Below are 16,113 nucleotides of genomic sequence, written 5' to 3'. Positions count from 1 at the left end.
TGTCCTCAGGCGGCGTCGCCGGTGACGATGGCGTTGGGCGTGAACTTCTCGTAATGGAAACTCACAGGCGTCACGCCCTGGTCTTTGAAGTGCTGACGTACGGCATCGACCATCGGCGGCGGCCCGCACAGATACACGTCGACGTCCCCTTGGTTCAGCACCTCGGGAGCCATGTGCTGAGTGACGTAGCCTTTCTGAGGATGAACGCTTGCGGGGTCGGCTACGCAGGTCACGAAGCTGAAGTTGGGCAGCCGTGCGGCGAAGGCATGCAGCGAGTCGACCATCACCAGATCCTGGTCGCGCGTGACGCCGTAGATCAGCGAGACCTGCTGCGACTCACCGCGCTCGGCCAGTACCTCCAGCATCGCCAGGAAAGGCGCAAGCCCGGTGCCGCCTGCCAGGAACAACAGCGGTCGTTTGACTTCGCGCAGGTAAAAGCTGCCCAGTGGCCCGGTCATGGCGACCTTGTCGGCTTGTTGCGCGCGCTCCAGCCAGCTGCTCATCAGCCCGCCGGGAACATGCTTGATCAAAAAGCTCGCGTGCTTTTCTCCCGGCAAACTGCTGAATGAGTAGGAACGTGTCTGCCCACTGCCCGGGACCTCGATGTTGACGTATTGACCGGGGAGAAAGACCGGCGCCTGGTCCAATTCGAAACTGACCTCCAGCGCAGCGTCGGCGTGCCGGGTGATCGCATGGACGTTGGCGGCGAACTGGCTTGTGCCTGTCTTGCATGCGCTGGAGGGCACCGGCACGGCAATCACGCAGTCCGATTGCGGCACCATCTGGCACGTCAGCACTTTTCTTTCCTGCGCCTCGTCGTCACTCAGCGCGTCCTCGATGTATTCGTCTCCAAGGTCATAGGCGCCGGTCTCGCAGTGGCATTTGCAGGTGCCGCAGACACCGTCCGAGCAGTCCATTGGCAGGTTGATACGCTGGCGAAAGGCGGCATCCAGTACCTTCTCGCCCTGTTTGCAATCGATGAAACGCGTCACGCCGTCTTCAAAATTGAGCGCTATGGAGTACGTCATGGGTCTGCCCTCAGATGTGATAGATGTCGATGACCTGATGGATGTAATCGTTCTTGAGCACCACCTTCTTGCGGGTGATCAGCGGTTGTTCCCCGCTCAGGTCAAGCCGGTAGAAAGAGGTGCCGAAGTAGGTGTCCGTGGTCTTGTATCGATGGCTGAGGGTTTGCCAGTTGAAACGCAGCTCCAGATGTCCCGCGTCCTCGCTCAATACTTCCAGGTTGGCGATGAAATGCGCAGTGCGCGGCTCAGGCGTACTGGCACTGGAGCGTTCGGTCTTGATGCGGAATACGCGGTCTTCGAGGCCGTCGCGGTTGGGGTAATAGATCAGCGAAATTTCACTCTGCGGATCTTCCGTCAGCGTGTCGTAGTCGTCCCAGGCCGGCATCCAGAACTCGACTTGTTGTGAGTAGCACTCCAGCCACTCATCCCACTGGCGATCATCCAGCAACCGTGCTTCGCGGTAGAGAAAGGCAAGCAAGTCGTCACGGGAGAAGCTCATGAACGTGCCTCCTTGTCGGTTGCAATCAGGCTCTGTTGCTCGACCTCGATTGCCTTCTTCAAGCTCGCCGCCCAATGAGCATGCTGGCGTACGAACAACCCTTCGTCCTCGGTCTTCACGCCGCTGAGCTGAGGGTTCATGCCCATGGCGCGTGCGTTCTCGTCAGCGCCTTCAATCCACTGCTTTGCGCCACGACTGAGGTCATTCCACAGGTTCGTCGCACCTTGATAACCGGTCTGGCAGGCGCGGAATTCTTCGAGGTCATCCGGGGTGCCCATGCCACTGACGTTGAAGAAATCCTCGTATTGGCGAATTCGGGTCGTGCGTTCCTGGGCGCTTTCGCCCTTCGGCGCCATGCAGTAGATGGTCACTTCGGTCTGGTTGACCGAGATGGGCCGCACGACCCGGATCTGAGTCGAGAACTGGTCCATCAGGTAGACGTTGGGGTACAGGCAGAGATTGCGGGTCTGATCGACGATAAAGTCTGCGCGCTCTTGGCCCAGGCGCTCAGCGAGTGCAGCACGATGCGCGTGCACCGGGCGTACCTCAGGGTTGAGCAGACGCGTCCAGAGCAGGATGTGGCCATGCTCGAATGCGTAAACACCGCCCAGGCTTTTCGACCAGCCGTTGGCATCGACGGTACGTGTGCCTTCGGTCTCGTAATTGCGCCGGCCCATGGTTGCCGAGTAATTCCAGTGCACGGAGCTGACGTGATAACCATCGGCGCCATTCTCGATCTGCAGCTTCCAGTTACCGTCGTAGATGTAGGAAGAACTGCCACGCAGCACTTCGAGACCTTCAGGTGCCTGGTCGACCATCTGGTCGATGATGACGCGGGTTTCGCCCAGGTAATCACTGAGTTCTGGAACCGTGTCGCTCAGGCTGCCGAAGAGAAAGCCACGATAGTTCTCGAAACGACTCAGACGCTTGAGATCGTGTGAACCGTCGCAATCGAAACTGTCGGGGTAAGCACCGGTCTTCGCGTCTTTGACTTTCAAGAGCTTGCCGGCGTTGCTGAATGTCCAGCCGTGAAACGGGCAGGTGAAGGAGCCTTTGTTGCCCTGCTTGCGGCGGCACAGCATGGCGCCACGGTGCGCACAGGCGTTGACCAGGCCGTGCAGATCACCCTGTTTGTCACGGGTAATCACGACGGGCTGACGGCCGATGTATGTGGTGAAGTAGTCGTTGATTTCAGGCACCTGGCTTTCATGCGCCAGGTAGACCCATCCACCTTCGAAAATATGCTTCATCTCCAGAGCGAAGAGTTCGGCGTCGGTAAAAATGTCGCGTCGGCAACGGAACACGCCGGTGGCGGGATCATCCTGAACGGATTCGCTGAGTTGACGGGCAAGGCGGTCTAATGTGCTGATCATGGGGGTAGGCCCTCGGTTGTTCTTGTATCAGGCCCCCTCACCCTATTCGCTTGCCCCGCCGACCAATATCCAGTTGCTGCAAATCGCTATCCGCCTGGCGCACATCCGTTGCGCTGACGGCGCCAGGTCTGGGACGGCAGCTCCCCGAACCGCTTGCGATAAGCCTCCGAGAACCGCCCCAGATGGACAAAGCCATGGTCCAGCGCAACTTCGGTAACGCTGCGAGCAGTCGTTAACTGCAGCTGTGCGTGTACGCGCTCCAGCTTTCGCTGACGCATGTAGTCACGGGGAGACAGCCCGACATGGCGCTCAAACAGCAAGTAGAGCGAACGCTCACTGACGCGGGCGACCGTCATCAACTGCTCGACACTGATGTCTGCCCTCAGGTGCTCTTCGATGAATTGCCGCACCGCCTCGAAACCACCCGCTTCTTCTCGCTTGGGGATCACTCTCAACACATTGCTGGCCAGCATCGCCAAGAGTTTTTTGGCAACGATTCGCTCGTACAACGCGCCGACTTCCGAATCCGCCATGTTTTCAGCCTCATGGCAGATCAGACTCAACAGCTGCACGAACCCGCTCATCGAACTGAGCTCGTGTCTCTGCGCCACAAACCGAATCCCTTGCTGCGGAAGCGTCCAGTGCTGCTCCAGGCACGCGTTCTCCAGCAACCTGACGGGGAGCTTGACGATGAATTTTTCGCAGTCGGCCGAATAGGTGAGGTCGACGGGGTCATCAGGATTGATGAGCAGAACCTCGCCAGCCCGGAAAATTTGCTCATCGTCCCGGGCGGCGGATCGGCAGTGCCCCTGAAGCAGAATCTGCAGGTGGTAGATCGTCTCCAGCGCAGCAGACGTGACCTGCACCGGCGCACCGTAACTGATACGACACAGATCAAGGCTGGAAAATGTCCGGTGACTGATGCTGGCCTGCGGACGGCCCTTGGGCGGCAGGCGAATACAATGACTGCCGACATGCTGGTTGACGTAGTCCGATACCGCATAGGCATCGGCTCGGTCGAACACCTGACTGCGCTCACTCAATAACACGGTCATGTTCTGCCTCTCTTGTTTTCCTATCTGGAGCTGGAAGAAGCCAGAAAGCCCCCGTCAGCGATTGCTGCGGGGGGCCGCGACATCACAACCCTCAGCTCACACCTCGAGCGCTCTCACTCGCTCGGGACGGACTTCATCTTTATCCGCAGCGGTTGGCTGGAGCACGAAATCGAATTCGATATCGGCCCGGCGTCCGTTGGCATCCTCAGTGAAGCGGATTTCGGCGATCAGCTCGTCGCGCGTTGCGTACGCAAAATCGTCGTGCAGGTATTGGTCACCGGCCAGATTGATCTGGGTGGTCAGATGGCGATGGCCAGAGGCCGAAATGAAGAAGTGGATGTGAGCCGGACGCTGGCCGTGACGCCCCAGTTCATCGAGCAACTGCTGAGTCGGGCCATCCGGAGGGCATCCGTAGCCCGAAGGTACGATGCTCTGGAACCGGTAACGCCCTTCGGCGTCAGTGAGGATCCGGCGACGCAAGTTGAACTCCGATTGCGACGGATCGAAGTAGGAATAGGTACCGCCGGTGTTGGCGTGCCAGACGTCAACGACTGCGTTGGCAAGCGGTTCGCCAGCGGTGTCACGCACTTGCCCTGTCATGAACAGCACAGTGCCTGGATCCTGACCGTCGTCGAGGCGCGCATAGTGTTCTGAAACCGGAGCGCCAGCGACGTAAAGGGGACCCTCGATGGTGCGAGGCGTTCCGCCGACATGACCGGCCTGCGCATCTTCGGCATCCATCAGCATGTCCAGATGATGCTCAAGCCCAAGACCCGCCACCACCAGCCCGGCTTCCTGGCGGCTGCCCAGCTCATTGAAGTAGTTGACGGCTTTCCAGAACTCTTCAGGGGTGATCTGCAAGTCCTCGATGATTTTGATCGAGTCAGTCAGAACGCGATGCACAACGGCTTTCATGCGCGGGTTGCCGGCCGCTTGATCGAAACCGGAAGCCTTTTCAAAGAATTGCTGCACATCGGCAGTCTGCGAGATACGAACGGTCATGGCTTTACCCTCATCAATATTATTTTTTCTTGTCGATGCCAGTGCTGTAAAAACGGAAAACTTCAGCGGTCGTCTGCATGAATCGAGGACGGATGACGGCACATCGGCGTGACCTCGATCTCCATATAGGGATAGAGAGGCAATTGCATCAGCGTGTCATGCAACGCCTGATTGTCTGCCACATCAAAGACGCTGACATTGGCGTACAGCCCCGCGAGACGCCACAGATGGCGCCATGTCCCTTCCCGCTGCAAACGCTGGGCGAGTTCTTTTTCGTCGGCCTTGAGCTGGTTGGCTTTTTCGGTCGGCATATCGGCTGGGAGTTTGACGGTCATGCGTACGTGGAAAAGCATGTCGTAGGTCCTCTGTAGTGGGCGGTTCAGCGACGTGCGAAACGCGTCAGACGTTCTTCATCCAGCTCGATCCCGAGGCCAGGCGTGCGTGGAATTATCAGCTGGAAATCTCGATAAACAGGCGGCTCGACCAGAATGTCCTCGGTCAGCAGCAGCGGGCCGAAAAGCTCTGTGTGCCATTCAAGCTTAGCGAGCGTGGCGAATGCATGCGCGGCCGCCAATGTGCCGACGCTGCCTTCGAGCATGGTGCCGCCGTAGAGACCGATCCCGGCCGCCTCAGCGATGGCAGCAGTGCGTAACACGGCTTTCGGGCCACCGTTTTTGGCAATTTTCAGGGCGAAGATGGAGGCAGCCCCCATCTGCGCCAGCGCAAAGCTGTCCTGAACCGACTCGATGCTTTCATCAGCCATCAGAGGGATAGGGCTGTGTGCACTCAAGCGCACCATGCCCGCCCGGTCGTAACGCGACAAAGGCTGCTCGACAAGCTCAACCCCTGCATCGGCCAACAGGCGGCAGGCCTTTACGGCAACGGCTTCGCTCCAGGCCTGATTGATATCCACGCGGACACTGGCTCGATCACCCAAGGCACGCTTGATCGCTGCAACGTGTGCGATATCTCGCGCCGGTTCACCGGCTCCGATTTTCAACTTGAAGTGCCGGTGGCGGCGGATATCGAGCATGCGTTCTGCTTCCTCGATGTCCCTGGCAGTGTCACCACTGGCCAAGGTCCAGGCGACCTCGACACCGTCACGGACGCGCCCACCCAGCAGTTCAGCCACAGGCAGCTGGAGACGTTTGCCTTGGGCGTCGAGCAGCGCGGTTTCTACTGCCGAGCGCGCGAACGTGTTGCCGCGAATAGCGCGATCGACCCTGTGCATGGCCGCATTCAGGTTGGTGGCGTCTTGCCCGATCAGCAGCGGCGCGAACCATTTTTCCAGGTTCACCTTGATGCTCTCCGGACTTTCACCGGCATAAGCCAGGCCACCGATGGTGGTGGCTTCGCCGATACCGATGATTCCATCGCTGGCCTGTATTCGCAGGATGACGAGTGTCTGGCCATGCATCGTATGCATGGCGAGCTTGTGAGGGCGAATGGTGGGCAAGTCGACGATCTGGATGTCGAAGCGTTCGAGAGTGACAGCAGTCATGAGGATTCCGTCTGCGTTTGTGTTTGTTCTTTGCGCAGATTGACGGCAGCGAAGATGACCGTCCAATATTGAATAGGTCTCGCTTAATACCCTGGAGGTATCGTGGAGCTCCGTCATTTGCGTTACTTTCGAGTGCTTGCTCAAACACTCAACTTCACCCGCGCCGCTGAACAGCTGAATATTGCCCAACCCCCACTGAGTCGGCAGATCCAGCAACTCGAAGATGAGCTGGGTGTGGCACTGCTGGAGCGTTCACGCCCTTTGCGCCTGACCGAGGCGGGTCGCTTCTTTCAGGAACACTCCAATCAGCTGCTTGAACAACTGGCACGCATTGGCGATGACACACGGCGCGTCGCAGCTGGCCAGAAGCGCTGGCTCGGAATTGGCTTTGCACCTTCCACGCTCTACGGAGCCCTGCCAGAGTTGATCCGACAGCTGCGCAGTCTCGGTGATATTGAGCTGGGCTTATCGGAGCTGATCACTCTGCAGCAACTGGAGGCGCTGAAAAGTGGCCGCATTGATATCGGTTTTGGTCGAATTCATTTCGACGATCCAGCCATCTCCCAGGAAATACTGCGGCAGGACCCTTTGGTCGCGGCGCTTCCCGCCGGGCATCCACTGCTCAGTGGCCCTGCCACACTTGATCAGCTCGCAGCCGAGCCCTTCGTCCTCTACCCGGGGACACCACGACCCAGTTATGCCGACCATGTATTGGGCATATTCTCAGCCCAGGGCTTGAGGATCAGAGTTGTACAAACGGTCAACGAAATGCAGACCGCCATAGGTCTGGTCGCCGCCGGCATTGGAATCACGTTGGTGCCTGCGTCCGTACAACGACTGCACCGTGACGACATCGGCTACACGCCGCTGCTGGACAGCAGTGCAACCTCCCCGATCGTGCTGAGTTACCGCGCAGGCGACGTGTCTCCGGTGCTTCAGCAGTGCCTCGCTCTCTTGAATAGAGGTGACGCCGTGCCACAGATCGACGAGGCTTCAATACCAAAGAGCTGACCGTGCGCTTGATGCAGAATTGCATTGCTCGAAAATCGCACAACCGTTCGATAATCGCACGGTTCCCGCGAAATCCTCTCTACTTGTGACCCCATCTTGAGGCACGCTTTAGCGCAAGGCAGCACACACCTCCAAGCGCAACTGGCCCCATCGTTTCACCGCGCGACGGCCAGATCGATAATCCACACTCCAGGAACAACCAGGAGCTCGCTTTGATCAATAAAACGTTCGAGTCCATCGCCAGTGCGGTGGAAGGGATCACCGACGGTTCAACCATTATGGTCGGAGGCTTCGGCACTGCCGGCATGCCGTCCGAGCTCATCGATGCGCTGATCGATACCGGTACCCGCGACCTGACCATCATCAGCAACAACGCAGGCAACGGCGAGATCGGCCTGGCGGCTCTGCTCAAGGCTGGCAGCGTGCGCAAGGTGGTCTGTTCTTTCCCGCGCCAGTCCGACTCCTACGTCTTCGACGAACTGTACCGGGCGGGCAAGATCGAGCTGGAAGTCGTACCTCAAGGCAATCTGGCTGAGCGTATCCGTGCAGCGGGCTCCGGCATCGGTGCGTTCTTCTCACCGACCGGTTACGGCACCCTGCTGGCCGAAGGCAAGGAAACCCGCGAGATCAACGGCCGCCAGTACGTCCTGGAAATGCCGCTGTATGCCGACTTCGCGCTGATCAAGGCGTACAAGGGTGACCGCTGGGGCAACCTGATCTACCGCAAGGCCGCGCGTAACTTCGGCCCGATCATGGCCATGGCCGCCAAAACCGCCATCGCCCAGGTCGACCAGATCGTCGAACTCGGCGAGCTGGATCCGGAACACATCATCACGCCGGGCATCTTCGTCCAGCGCGTGGTTGCCGTCAGCGGCACCGCCGTTTCTTTGATCGCCAACGCTGTCTGAGGCCTGCCATGACCATTACCAAAAAGCTCTCCCGCACCGAGATGGCCCAGCGCGTGGCCGCAGACATTCAGGAAGGTGCGTACGTGAACCTTGGCATCGGCGCACCGACCCTGGTCGCCAACTACCTGGGCGACAAGGAGGTGTTCCTGCACAGCGAGAACGGCCTGCTGGGCATGGGCCCAAGCCCGGCGCCGGGCGAGGAAGACGACGACCTGATCAACGCCGGCAAGCAGCACGTCACCCTGCTCACCGGGGGTGCCTTTTTCCACCACGCCGATTCGTTCTCGATGATGCGCGGCGGCCACCTGGACATCGCCGTACTGGGCGCCTTTCAGGTGTCCGTCAAAGGCGACCTGGCCAACTGGCACACTGGCGCTGAAGGTTCGATCCCGGCCGTCGGCGGCGCGATGGATCTGGCCACCGGCGCGCGCCAGGTGTTCGTGATGATGGACCACCTGACCAAGTCCGGCGAAAGCAAGCTAGTGCCAGAGTGCACTTATCCGTTGACCGGCATCGGCTGCGTCAGCCGCATTTACACCGACCTGGCCGTGCTGGAAGTCACATCGGATGGGCTAAAAGTCGTTGAGATTTGCTCTGACATCGACTTCGACGAGCTGCAGAAGCTCAGTGGCGTGCCGCTGATCAAGTAATGCGCGAAACCCGCCGGCAAGCGCCCGCTTGCCGGCCGGCAAAGGCGCCGTTGACATGTCGCGTGGCTCGCCTGCGATTCAACCGCCAGACCAGGCTGTTTCCAGTTGTCGGCTACACGGTACCGTGCTCGAACAGACGACGCATCTCAACCCATCATGTGATCACTGCGCAACCACGCCGATCTGTTGCAAGAACGTCAAGTTGTCTTCCAGGTGCCAGTTCTCGGCGATCTGCCCATTAGCGATGCGATAGATGTCAGTGGCGATGAAATTCACCACCTGCCCCTTCCCCTGCGCGCCGTTGAAGGTGCCGGTGAAATGCCCGGTGAAGCGCAGGTGCGAAACCACTCGATCACCGCTGACGATCAGCTGCTGCACCTCGCACTGCAAGTCGGGCACTGCGTCGTGGAAGGCTTTGGACGCCGCCAGCGGACCGGCGATCCCTTGCGGGCGTCCCGGTGGCAATGCCCTGTCCATGAAATCGCCGGCCAGCGCTTCATGGGCCAGCGCAGGGTCGCCGGATGCCCAGAAGGTTGCGTAGCGCCGGGCGGCCAGGGTTTGCGCCTGTACTTGCGCAGGGTTGGAACCCGGATCGGCAATGATCACCTTGGGCGTGATCAGTGCCGGTTCGGCGGCCATGGAGTTCGAACTCAAGAGCGTGGTTGTCAGCGTGGCTGCGGCCAACAAGCCCGAAATCAAAGTGCGCATGCTGCCTCTCCGGTAGTGAGCGAAGGGTAATCGCTGTAGCCCTTGGCGGTGCCGCCGAACAGCGTTGCGTGATCCAGGGCTGCCAAGGGCAAATCCTGCTCAAGGCGCAATGGCAGGTCGGGGTTGGCGACAAAGGGCCGGCCGAAGGCCACGAGGTCGGCGTAGCCCTGGCCGATGACCCACTCGGCACGCTCGCGGTCGTAGTTACCCGCGACGATGATCGGGCGACTGAAGCGGGCACGGATCTGCTGGCGGAATTCTTCGGTGAACACCGGGGCGTCATCCCAGTCGGCCTCGACCAGATGCAGATAACCGATGCCCTTGTCCTGCAGGTATTGAGCAGCCTCAAGAATGGTCGGCAGGATGTCCGGGCAAGCCATGCCGCGAGCGGTCAGGAACGGTGCCAGGCGAATCGCGGTGCGTTCGGCACCGATCTCTTCACTCACGACGTCGACCACCTCCTGGAGAAACCGCAAGCGGTTGGCCCGTGAACCACCGTACTCATCGGTCCGAGTGTTGGAGGTGGTACGCAGGAACTGATCGATCAGATAACCGTTGGCACCGTGGATTTCCACACCATCGAAACCGGCACGCATCGCACGACGGGCAGCCTGGCGAAAGTCCTCGACGATCTGCCTGATTTCGGAGCGGGTCAACGCGCGCGGTGTCGGAGAATCGTACATGCCGCCCTGCCCTGTGACCGGGTCCACTTTCCAGATCTGCCCCTCGAAAGGTTCGGCAGACGGTGCCACCGGCAACTCGCCGTTGTGGAAATCAGGGTGGGACAGGCGCCCGACATGCCATAACTGCAGGAAAATACGGCCTCCCTCAGCGTGCACCGCGTCGGTCACCTGCAGCCAGCCTTGCACCTGCGCTTCGCTGTGGATGCCCGGGGTGAACGAGTACCCCTTGCCTTGAGGGGAAATCTGCGCGGCCTCGGTGACGATCAACGCTGCAGAGGCGCGCTGGGCGTAATACTGGGCATTGAGAGCGTTGGGAACATCGCCGGGCTGGCTGCTGCGGACACGGGTCATGGGGGCCATGACCACACGGTGAGATGCACTCAGGCCGGCGAATTCGACAGGGCTGAACAGTGTTGATGCTGTATTCATGGTGAGGGTTTCCTGATCCGTTGAAAGGTGATGGCGCCAGTGTGCGACCGCGGATCAGGGTTGATAATTGGGCTACTCTTTGATGCATTATCAAAAATATCGGAACAATCATGGATAACCTGGGTGACATCCGTTTATTTGTCGAAGCGGCCCAACTGGGCGGGCTGTCTCTGGCGGGCCGTAAACTGGGATTGTCACCGGCCGCGGCCAGTGCGCGACTGCTCAAGCTCGAAGCGTCGCTGGCCACCCGCCTGTTCGAGCGCACCACCCGGCAACTGCGGCTGACCGATGAAGGCCGTCTGTATCTCGAACACTGCAGTCTGGCCTTGCAAGCGCTGGACGATGCACGCGCGGCGCTGTCAGCGGAGAAAAAGGAAATTCGCGGCAAGATCCGTATTTCCGCAACCTCGGACTTTGGCCGCCACGTACTCAACCCCTGGCTCGACGCGTTCACCCGTCTCTATCCGCACGTGATCCCGGCGCTGCAGTTGTCGGACTCGCTCTCGCACCTGGTGGCTGACGACGTCGATTTGGTGATCCGTTTCGGCGTGCCCCCGGACAGTTCGCTCATCGCCCGGCCACTGGCGGCCAACCGTCGCGTGCTGTGCGCTGCACCCGACTATCTGGCGCGCAAAGGCACGCCCGAACATCCGCAGCAGTTGGGTGATTTCGACCATATCGTTGTCGGCCAGTCCGGCTGGTCGAGCGAATGGCGCTTGCACCGTGGCGAGGAAGACGTGCTGTTCAAGGTCCCCCTGGAGTCGGCGCGCGAGACCAACGACGGCGGCCTCGCACGGCAATGGGCAGTGGATGGCCACGGAATCGTGCTGAAGTCGATCTGGGACGTCAGCGCCGACCTGGCCGCCGGGCGCCTGACCCTGCTGATGCCTGAGTGGCGAACCGCCGAAGCCCCGGTCCACGCCCTCTACCCGCGCAGTCGTTACCAACCGCCGCGGGTGCGGGCATTGCTGGAATTCCTGCGTGACAAGTTCGAGCGGGCGTCGGCACAAATGGATATCTGACGCGTCTTGGCCCAGTTGCCCAACGCCGCTAACTATCGATTGGCCACTACTGCTACCTTGTCGGAACTATCGCCTCGCCTACGACTCGCATAGCCATTAACCCCCGTCTCTCATGGACTTGAGTCTCTATGATCCAGCCCTCCTTTACGGACAGCCTGTCATTTCTACCGCCCAGCAAACTGGGTGAGCTGATTCGTCATCACGACTGGACCTCCAGTGGCCTGGGCGCACCTGCCCACTGGCCGCAGAGCCTCAAAACCATTACTTCCATGCTCCTGGCCTCGCCCGTACCCATCGTGCTGTTGTGGGGCGAGAAAGGCATCATGATCTACAACGATGCCTACTCGGTCTTTGCCGGGGAGCGCCACCCCCGTCTGCTGGGTTCGGAAGTCCGCAAAGGCTGGGCCGAGGTGGCTGACTTCAACGATCAGGTGATGCGCGTTGGCCTGGCGGGCAAGACCCTGGCATACAAAGATCAGGAGCTGACGCTGTATCGCCATGGGCATGCGGAACAGGTCTGGATGGACCTCGATTACTCCCCCGTCTATGACGAAGCCGGCTCGCCTGCCGGTGTCATTGCGATCGTCGTGGAAACCACCTCGCGGGTGCAGGCCCGCCGTAATCTTCAACAGAGCGAACAGCGGTTCCGCGCGCTGGTCAATTCAACCTCCGATGTGGTGTACCGGCTCTCCCCCGACTGGCGCAATCTTCGTCAACTCGATGGCAAAGGCTTCGTCGACGACGCTGCGTCATCGGATCTCGGTTGGCTGGATACTTACGTTCCGCCTCAAAACCAGCCGCAAGTAAGGCTGGCCATCGAAGAGGCGATCCGCGGCAAGACCACGTTCAGCCTGGAACATCAGGTGATACGTTCCGACGGCCAAGTGGGCTGGGTCTCGTCACGCGCCGTGCCGCTGTTCGATGAGAGCGGCGAGATCATCGAATGGTTTGGTACGGCGACGGACGTCACCTCTCGCAAGGAAGCGGAAGACGCATTGCGCGCGAACGAACGCCGGCTTCAGTTCCTTGACGCACTTGGGAGGGAAACCACGCGCAGCACCAACGCCGACATCATCATGGCGACGACCACGCGAATGTTGGGCGAGCACCTGGGGGTCGCCGTCTGCGCCTATGCCGACATGGAGGCGGATCAGGACAGCTTCACCATCCGCGGGGACTGGCATGCGCCAGGTTCGGCAAGCATCGTGGGCCATTACCGGCTCGCCAGTTTCGGCGAGCTTGCGATGCACAATCTGCATTCGGGTTTGCCGCTGATCCTGAACGACATCGCCGTGCAGCTGGAGGCCGAGGAAGCCAGGGCGTTTCTGAGCATTGGCCTGGCGGCCACCATCTGTCTGCCGTTGGTGAAGGACGGCCAGTTAACGGCGCTGATGGCGATTCATGACCGGGTGCCCCATAGCTGGACTCACCGCGAGCTGTCACTGCTGACAGAAGTGGCTGAGCGATCATGGGCCCATATCGAGCGCGTGCGCGCCGAGTCCAGACGCCGCGACAGTGAGGAGCGCTTTCGTCTCGACCTCGAAGCCCAGGTGCTGGAACGCACCGAGGCATTGCGCCAGAGCGAAGCGAATATCCGTCGCACTGAACAGGCATTGCACCAGGCGCAGAAGATGGAGGCGCTGGGCAACCTCACAGGCGGCATCGCCCATGACTTCAACAATCTGCTGATGGCTGTGATTGGCAGCCTTGAGCTGCTGCGCAAGCGAATGCCGCCCACTGCGCAACTCCTCCAGTTGGTCGACAACGCGCGAACCGGCGCTGAGCGTGGTGCCACGTTGATTGCCCGAATGCTCACGTTCGCCCGTCGGCAAGAGCTTCGAGCCGAAGCCGTCGAACTCGGCCAGTTGATCACCGGCATGAGTGAACTGCTGCAACGCTCGCTGGGCCCGACAATCGAATTGCAGATTGCCCCGGCCACAGACTCCGCCTGGGTGCAGACCGACCCCAATCAGCTGGAAGCTGCGCTGCTGAATCTTGCGGTCAACGCGCGGGACGCCATGAGCGGCCAGGGGCATATCAGAATAGAAGTGAATCTGCGCAATGTGCCCCTGACCGACACAGCGTTTCAGCCCGGAGAATATTGGTGCCTGAGCGTCACAGACTCCGGCGCAGGCATGGACGAGGACACGCTCAAGCGTGCTACCGAACCCTTCTTCACCACCAAGGGTGTCGGGCAAGGCACAGGCCTTGGGCTGTCGATGGTGCACGGGCTGGTTCAGCAGTCAGGTGGCTCATTGCGTTTGCTCAGTCGCCTGGGCACCGGGACGACCGCCGAGTTGTGGTTTCCCGTGACCGAGGCGCCAGTGCCATCGCACGATAGCGGCGCCGTGAGCCAGGCGCTGGGTCTCGCTCATCATGCCGCGTGGGACATTCTCGCGGTGGATGATGACGAGCTGGTTCTGAGCAGTACCGTGGAAACGCTCAAGGACATGGGGCATCGGGTGCAGTCCGCAAGGTCCGCGCTGGAAGCGTTGAGCCGGCTTGCTGAGCAGCGCTTCGACATGATGATCTCCGACCATGCCATGCCCCATATGACCGGCGCTCAGCTTGCCGCGTCGGTACGTGAGCGATGGCCGGATATGCCGGTGATTCTGGTTTCAGGCGATGCGCAGGTGATCACCGGACTTCCTGTGGCGATACCGCGTCTGGCCAAGCCATTTTCTCGCGCACAACTGATGGATGTGATGAGCGCTGTTGTGCAGAAAACCTAGCATCGGTCCTGAAGATCATCGGCAACTTCACAGGTTTATTTCTGCAACGGCCCGGCATCATCATGCCCCGACAGACGCTCTACTCAGGGCGTCTTATCGATTGTACTGATGATTACTATCGAACCGGTCGCCTGTTGGCTGCCGAAAACCCGCTCCTATAATCGCCTGCAATTTCCCCCCGCTCCTTTGCGCCTGTCTTCAGGCGTCATCCCCTATGGAACTCACAACCATGCACAGCGCCAGCCAGGCCCCTCACGGTCGTCCCGAACATAATCAACAAAGTGTCAAACAGCAGTGGCTGGCGATTCTCTCCGTCGCCGTCGGTGCCTTCGCCCTGGTCACCAGCGAGTTTCTCCCGGTGGGCGTGCTCAACGACGTCGCCAGCGATCTGGGCATTAGTGCAGGCCACGCCGGTTTGATGGTGACGCTGCCCGGCATCATGGCCGCCCTCGCCGCCCCATTGCTCTCGGTGGGCATTGGCGCTCTGGACCGTCGCTACCTGCTGATCGGCCTGACGCTGATCATGATCATCGCCAACTCGGTCGTTGCCTATGCCAGCGACTTCAGCCTGCTGTTGTTTGGCCGCGTCCTGCTGGGCATCAGCATCGGCGGTTTCTGGGCGACGGCCATTGCCCTCAGCGGCCGACTCGCCCCCAAGGGCGTGGGCGTGGCCCAAGCCACCTCGATCATCATGGTCGGTGTAACCCTGGCCACCGTGCTGGGCGTGCCCGTGGGCACCTGGTTGAGTGGTTTGATGGGCTGGCGCATGACCTTTCTCGTCACCGCGCTGGTGGGCATCCCGGTGCTATTGGCGCAGATCTTCCTGCTACCGCGGCTCAACCCGGACAAGGCGATTCGTGTCAGTGACCTGCCGGCCCTGTTCATCAATCCACAAGCCCGCGTGGGTTTGATCGCGGTATTGCTGATTGGCCTGGCGCACTTTGCCGCCTATACCTACGTCGCACCGTTCTTCAAACAAAGCTCCGGCTTCGACGGACCGACCATTGGCTCGCTGTTGCTGCTCTACGGCGTGGCCGGGGTGATCGGTAATATTTTCGCCGGGTTCGCTGCCAACCGCAGTGTGCGGCACACCCTGTTGCTGGTGGCGCTGATGATCGGCGTCAGCACCGCCCTGTTTCCCTACTTCGCCACCGGCCTGACCGGCGCAGCAATGCTGATCGCGCTCTGGGGCTTCGCATTCGGTGCCTTCCCCGCCTGCGCCAGCATCTGGATGTTCGTCGTTGCGCCCAAGGATGTCGAACGCGGCATGCCGCTGTTCGTTGCCTTGTTCCAGGTGATCATTGCGCTGGGCTCGTTCTTCGGCGGGCAGATCGTCGACCAGCTTGGCAGCGCGGTGTTGTTGAGTCTGGCCACCGCGCTGGTGGGCTGCGGTTTTGCCACGGTGCTGGTGCTGGGCCGCAAGGTCAGCAATAACCTGGTGGCGCAGCCCTGCTGAGGGAATGACATCCACCCGTGCCACCTACTTGCGGCCCCTCACCGCCGCAGGGGTTT

Annotated in this window: 15 protein-coding genes; 6 read left to right on the top strand and 9 right to left on the bottom strand. The window is 60.5% G+C overall.

Annotated features, from left to right (window positions below):
* Nucleotides 1-5: 5 nt before the first annotated feature.
* The 7 genes from benC to BWR59_RS02330 form a co-directional block, all read right to left on the bottom strand.
* Nucleotides 6-1,028, bottom strand: a complete 1,023-nt coding sequence (gene benC / locus BWR59_RS02360) for a benzoate 1,2-dioxygenase electron transfer component BenC (RefSeq protein WP_081564046.1) — start codon at nt 1,026-1,028, stop codon at nt 6-8.
* 10 nt (nt 1,029-1,038) lie between these two features.
* Entirely contained in the window at nt 1,039-1,527 is a 489-nt protein-coding gene (benB, locus tag BWR59_RS02355) for a benzoate 1,2-dioxygenase small subunit (RefSeq protein ID WP_081564045.1), read from the bottom strand.
* Nucleotides 1,524-2,900 carry a Rieske 2Fe-2S domain-containing protein gene (locus BWR59_RS02350; protein WP_081564044.1) on the bottom strand — a complete coding sequence of 459 codons (1,377 nt, stop codon included), beginning with the start codon at nt 2,898-2,900 and terminating at the stop codon, nt 1,524-1,526. The genes benB and BWR59_RS02350 overlap by 4 nt, the downstream gene beginning before the upstream one ends.
* Nucleotides 2,901-2,986: 86 nt before the next feature.
* Nucleotides 2,987-3,955, bottom strand: a complete 969-nt coding sequence (locus BWR59_RS02345; RefSeq protein ID WP_081564043.1) for an AraC family transcriptional regulator — start codon at nt 3,953-3,955, stop codon at nt 2,987-2,989.
* A 96-nt stretch (nt 3,956-4,051) separates the two neighbouring features.
* Nucleotides 4,052-4,957, bottom strand: a complete 906-nt coding sequence (gene catA, locus BWR59_RS02340) for a catechol 1,2-dioxygenase (RefSeq protein WP_081564042.1) — start codon at nt 4,955-4,957, stop codon at nt 4,052-4,054.
* 62 nt (nt 4,958-5,019) lie between these two features.
* Nucleotides 5,020-5,310, bottom strand: a complete 291-nt coding sequence (gene catC / locus BWR59_RS02335; RefSeq protein ID WP_081564041.1) for a muconolactone Delta-isomerase — start codon at nt 5,308-5,310, stop codon at nt 5,020-5,022.
* Between the two features lie 26 nt (nt 5,311-5,336).
* Complete coding sequence (locus tag BWR59_RS02330) at nt 5,337-6,458, bottom strand: muconate cycloisomerase family protein (protein ID WP_081564040.1); 1,122 nt, start codon at nt 6,456-6,458, stop codon at nt 5,337-5,339.
* 102 nt (nt 6,459-6,560) lie between these two features.
* Between BWR59_RS02330 and BWR59_RS02325 the strand changes: the two genes are divergently transcribed.
* From BWR59_RS02325 to BWR59_RS02315, 3 genes are all read left to right on the top strand, one after another.
* The gene (locus BWR59_RS02325) at nt 6,561-7,469 is read left to right on the top strand and encodes a LysR family transcriptional regulator (protein ID WP_081564039.1); all 909 of its coding nucleotides are present in this window, start codon (nt 6,561-6,563) and stop codon (nt 7,467-7,469) included.
* 212 nt (nt 7,470-7,681) lie between these two features.
* On the top strand, nt 7,682-8,377 hold the full coding sequence (locus tag BWR59_RS02320) for a 3-oxoacid CoA-transferase subunit A (RefSeq protein WP_081564038.1): 696 nt from the start codon (nt 7,682-7,684) through the stop codon (nt 8,375-8,377).
* 8 nt (nt 8,378-8,385) lie between these two features.
* Nucleotides 8,386-9,027 (top strand): 3-oxoacid CoA-transferase subunit B, encoded by a 642-nt coding sequence (locus BWR59_RS02315; RefSeq protein ID WP_081564037.1) that lies wholly within the window; start codon nt 8,386-8,388, stop codon nt 9,025-9,027.
* 162 nt (nt 9,028-9,189) lie between these two features.
* On the opposite strand, the gene BWR59_RS02310 is transcribed toward BWR59_RS02315, so the two are convergent.
* Nucleotides 9,190-9,735: an ester cyclase gene (locus tag BWR59_RS02310; protein ID WP_081564036.1), complete on the bottom strand. Its 546-nt coding sequence runs from the start codon at nt 9,733-9,735 to the stop codon at nt 9,190-9,192.
* On the bottom strand, nt 9,723-10,847 hold the full coding sequence (locus BWR59_RS02305; RefSeq protein ID WP_081564035.1) for an alkene reductase: 1,125 nt from the start codon (nt 10,845-10,847) through the stop codon (nt 9,723-9,725). The genes BWR59_RS02310 and BWR59_RS02305 overlap by 13 nt, the downstream gene beginning before the upstream one ends.
* Nucleotides 10,848-10,957: 110 nt before the next feature.
* On the opposite strand from BWR59_RS02305, the gene BWR59_RS02300 reads away from it, so the two are divergent.
* The 3 genes from BWR59_RS02300 (at nt 10,958) to BWR59_RS02290 (ending at nt 16,057) form a co-directional block, all read left to right on the top strand.
* Nucleotides 10,958-11,869, top strand: a complete 912-nt coding sequence (locus BWR59_RS02300) for a LysR family transcriptional regulator (protein ID WP_081564034.1) — start codon at nt 10,958-10,960, stop codon at nt 11,867-11,869.
* Between the two features lie 128 nt (nt 11,870-11,997).
* On the top strand, nt 11,998-14,601 hold the full coding sequence (locus BWR59_RS02295; protein ID WP_081564033.1) for an ATP-binding protein: 2,604 nt from the start codon (nt 11,998-12,000) through the stop codon (nt 14,599-14,601).
* Nucleotides 14,602-14,830: 229 nt separating this feature from the next.
* Nucleotides 14,831-16,057, top strand: coding sequence for an MFS transporter (locus BWR59_RS02290; RefSeq protein WP_081564032.1), 1,227 nt, complete (start codon nt 14,831-14,833; stop codon nt 16,055-16,057).
* Nucleotides 16,058-16,113: the final 56 nt, after the last annotated feature.

This window comes from Pseudomonas sp. Bc-h (assembly GCF_002080045.1).
Lineage (GTDB): Bacteria > Pseudomonadota > Gammaproteobacteria > Pseudomonadales > Pseudomonadaceae > Aquipseudomonas.
The sequence above is the reverse complement of the archived record's forward strand: the minus strand, read 5'-3'. Positions and strand labels throughout refer to the sequence as shown.

Bases quoted from the DNA above. Each gene is read 5' to 3' on its own strand.
- benC (WP_081564046.1), bottom strand. From the start codon at position 1,028: ATGACGTACTCCATAGCGCTCAATTTTGAAGACGGCGTGACGCGTTTC.
- benB (WP_081564045.1), bottom strand. From the start codon at position 1,527: ATGAGCTTCTCCCGTGACGACTTGCTTGCCTTTCTCTACCGCGAAGCA.
- BWR59_RS02350 (WP_081564044.1), bottom strand. From the start codon at position 2,900: ATGATCAGCACATTAGACCGCCTTGCCCGTCAACTCAGCGAATCCGTT.
- BWR59_RS02345 (WP_081564043.1), bottom strand. From the start codon at position 3,955: ATGACCGTGTTATTGAGTGAGCGCAGTCAGGTGTTCGACCGAGCCGAT.
- catA (WP_081564042.1), bottom strand. From the start codon at position 4,957: ATGACCGTTCGTATCTCGCAGACTGCCGATGTGCAGCAATTCTTTGAA.
- catC (WP_081564041.1), bottom strand. From the start codon at position 5,310: ATGCTTTTCCACGTACGCATGACCGTCAAACTCCCAGCCGATATGCCG.
- BWR59_RS02330 (WP_081564040.1), bottom strand. From the start codon at position 6,458: ATGACTGCTGTCACTCTCGAACGCTTCGACATCCAGATCGTCGACTTG.
- BWR59_RS02315 (WP_081564037.1), top strand. From the start codon at position 8,386: ATGACCATTACCAAAAAGCTCTCCCGCACCGAGATGGCCCAGCGCGTG.
- BWR59_RS02310 (WP_081564036.1), bottom strand. From the start codon at position 9,735: ATGCGCACTTTGATTTCGGGCTTGTTGGCCGCAGCCACGCTGACAACC.
- BWR59_RS02305 (WP_081564035.1), bottom strand. From the start codon at position 10,847: ATGAATACAGCATCAACACTGTTCAGCCCTGTCGAATTCGCCGGCCTG.
- BWR59_RS02300 (WP_081564034.1), top strand. From the start codon at position 10,958: ATGGATAACCTGGGTGACATCCGTTTATTTGTCGAAGCGGCCCAACTG.
- BWR59_RS02295 (WP_081564033.1), top strand. From the start codon at position 11,998: ATGATCCAGCCCTCCTTTACGGACAGCCTGTCATTTCTACCGCCCAGC.
- BWR59_RS02290 (WP_081564032.1), top strand. From the start codon at position 14,831: ATGCACAGCGCCAGCCAGGCCCCTCACGGTCGTCCCGAACATAATCAA.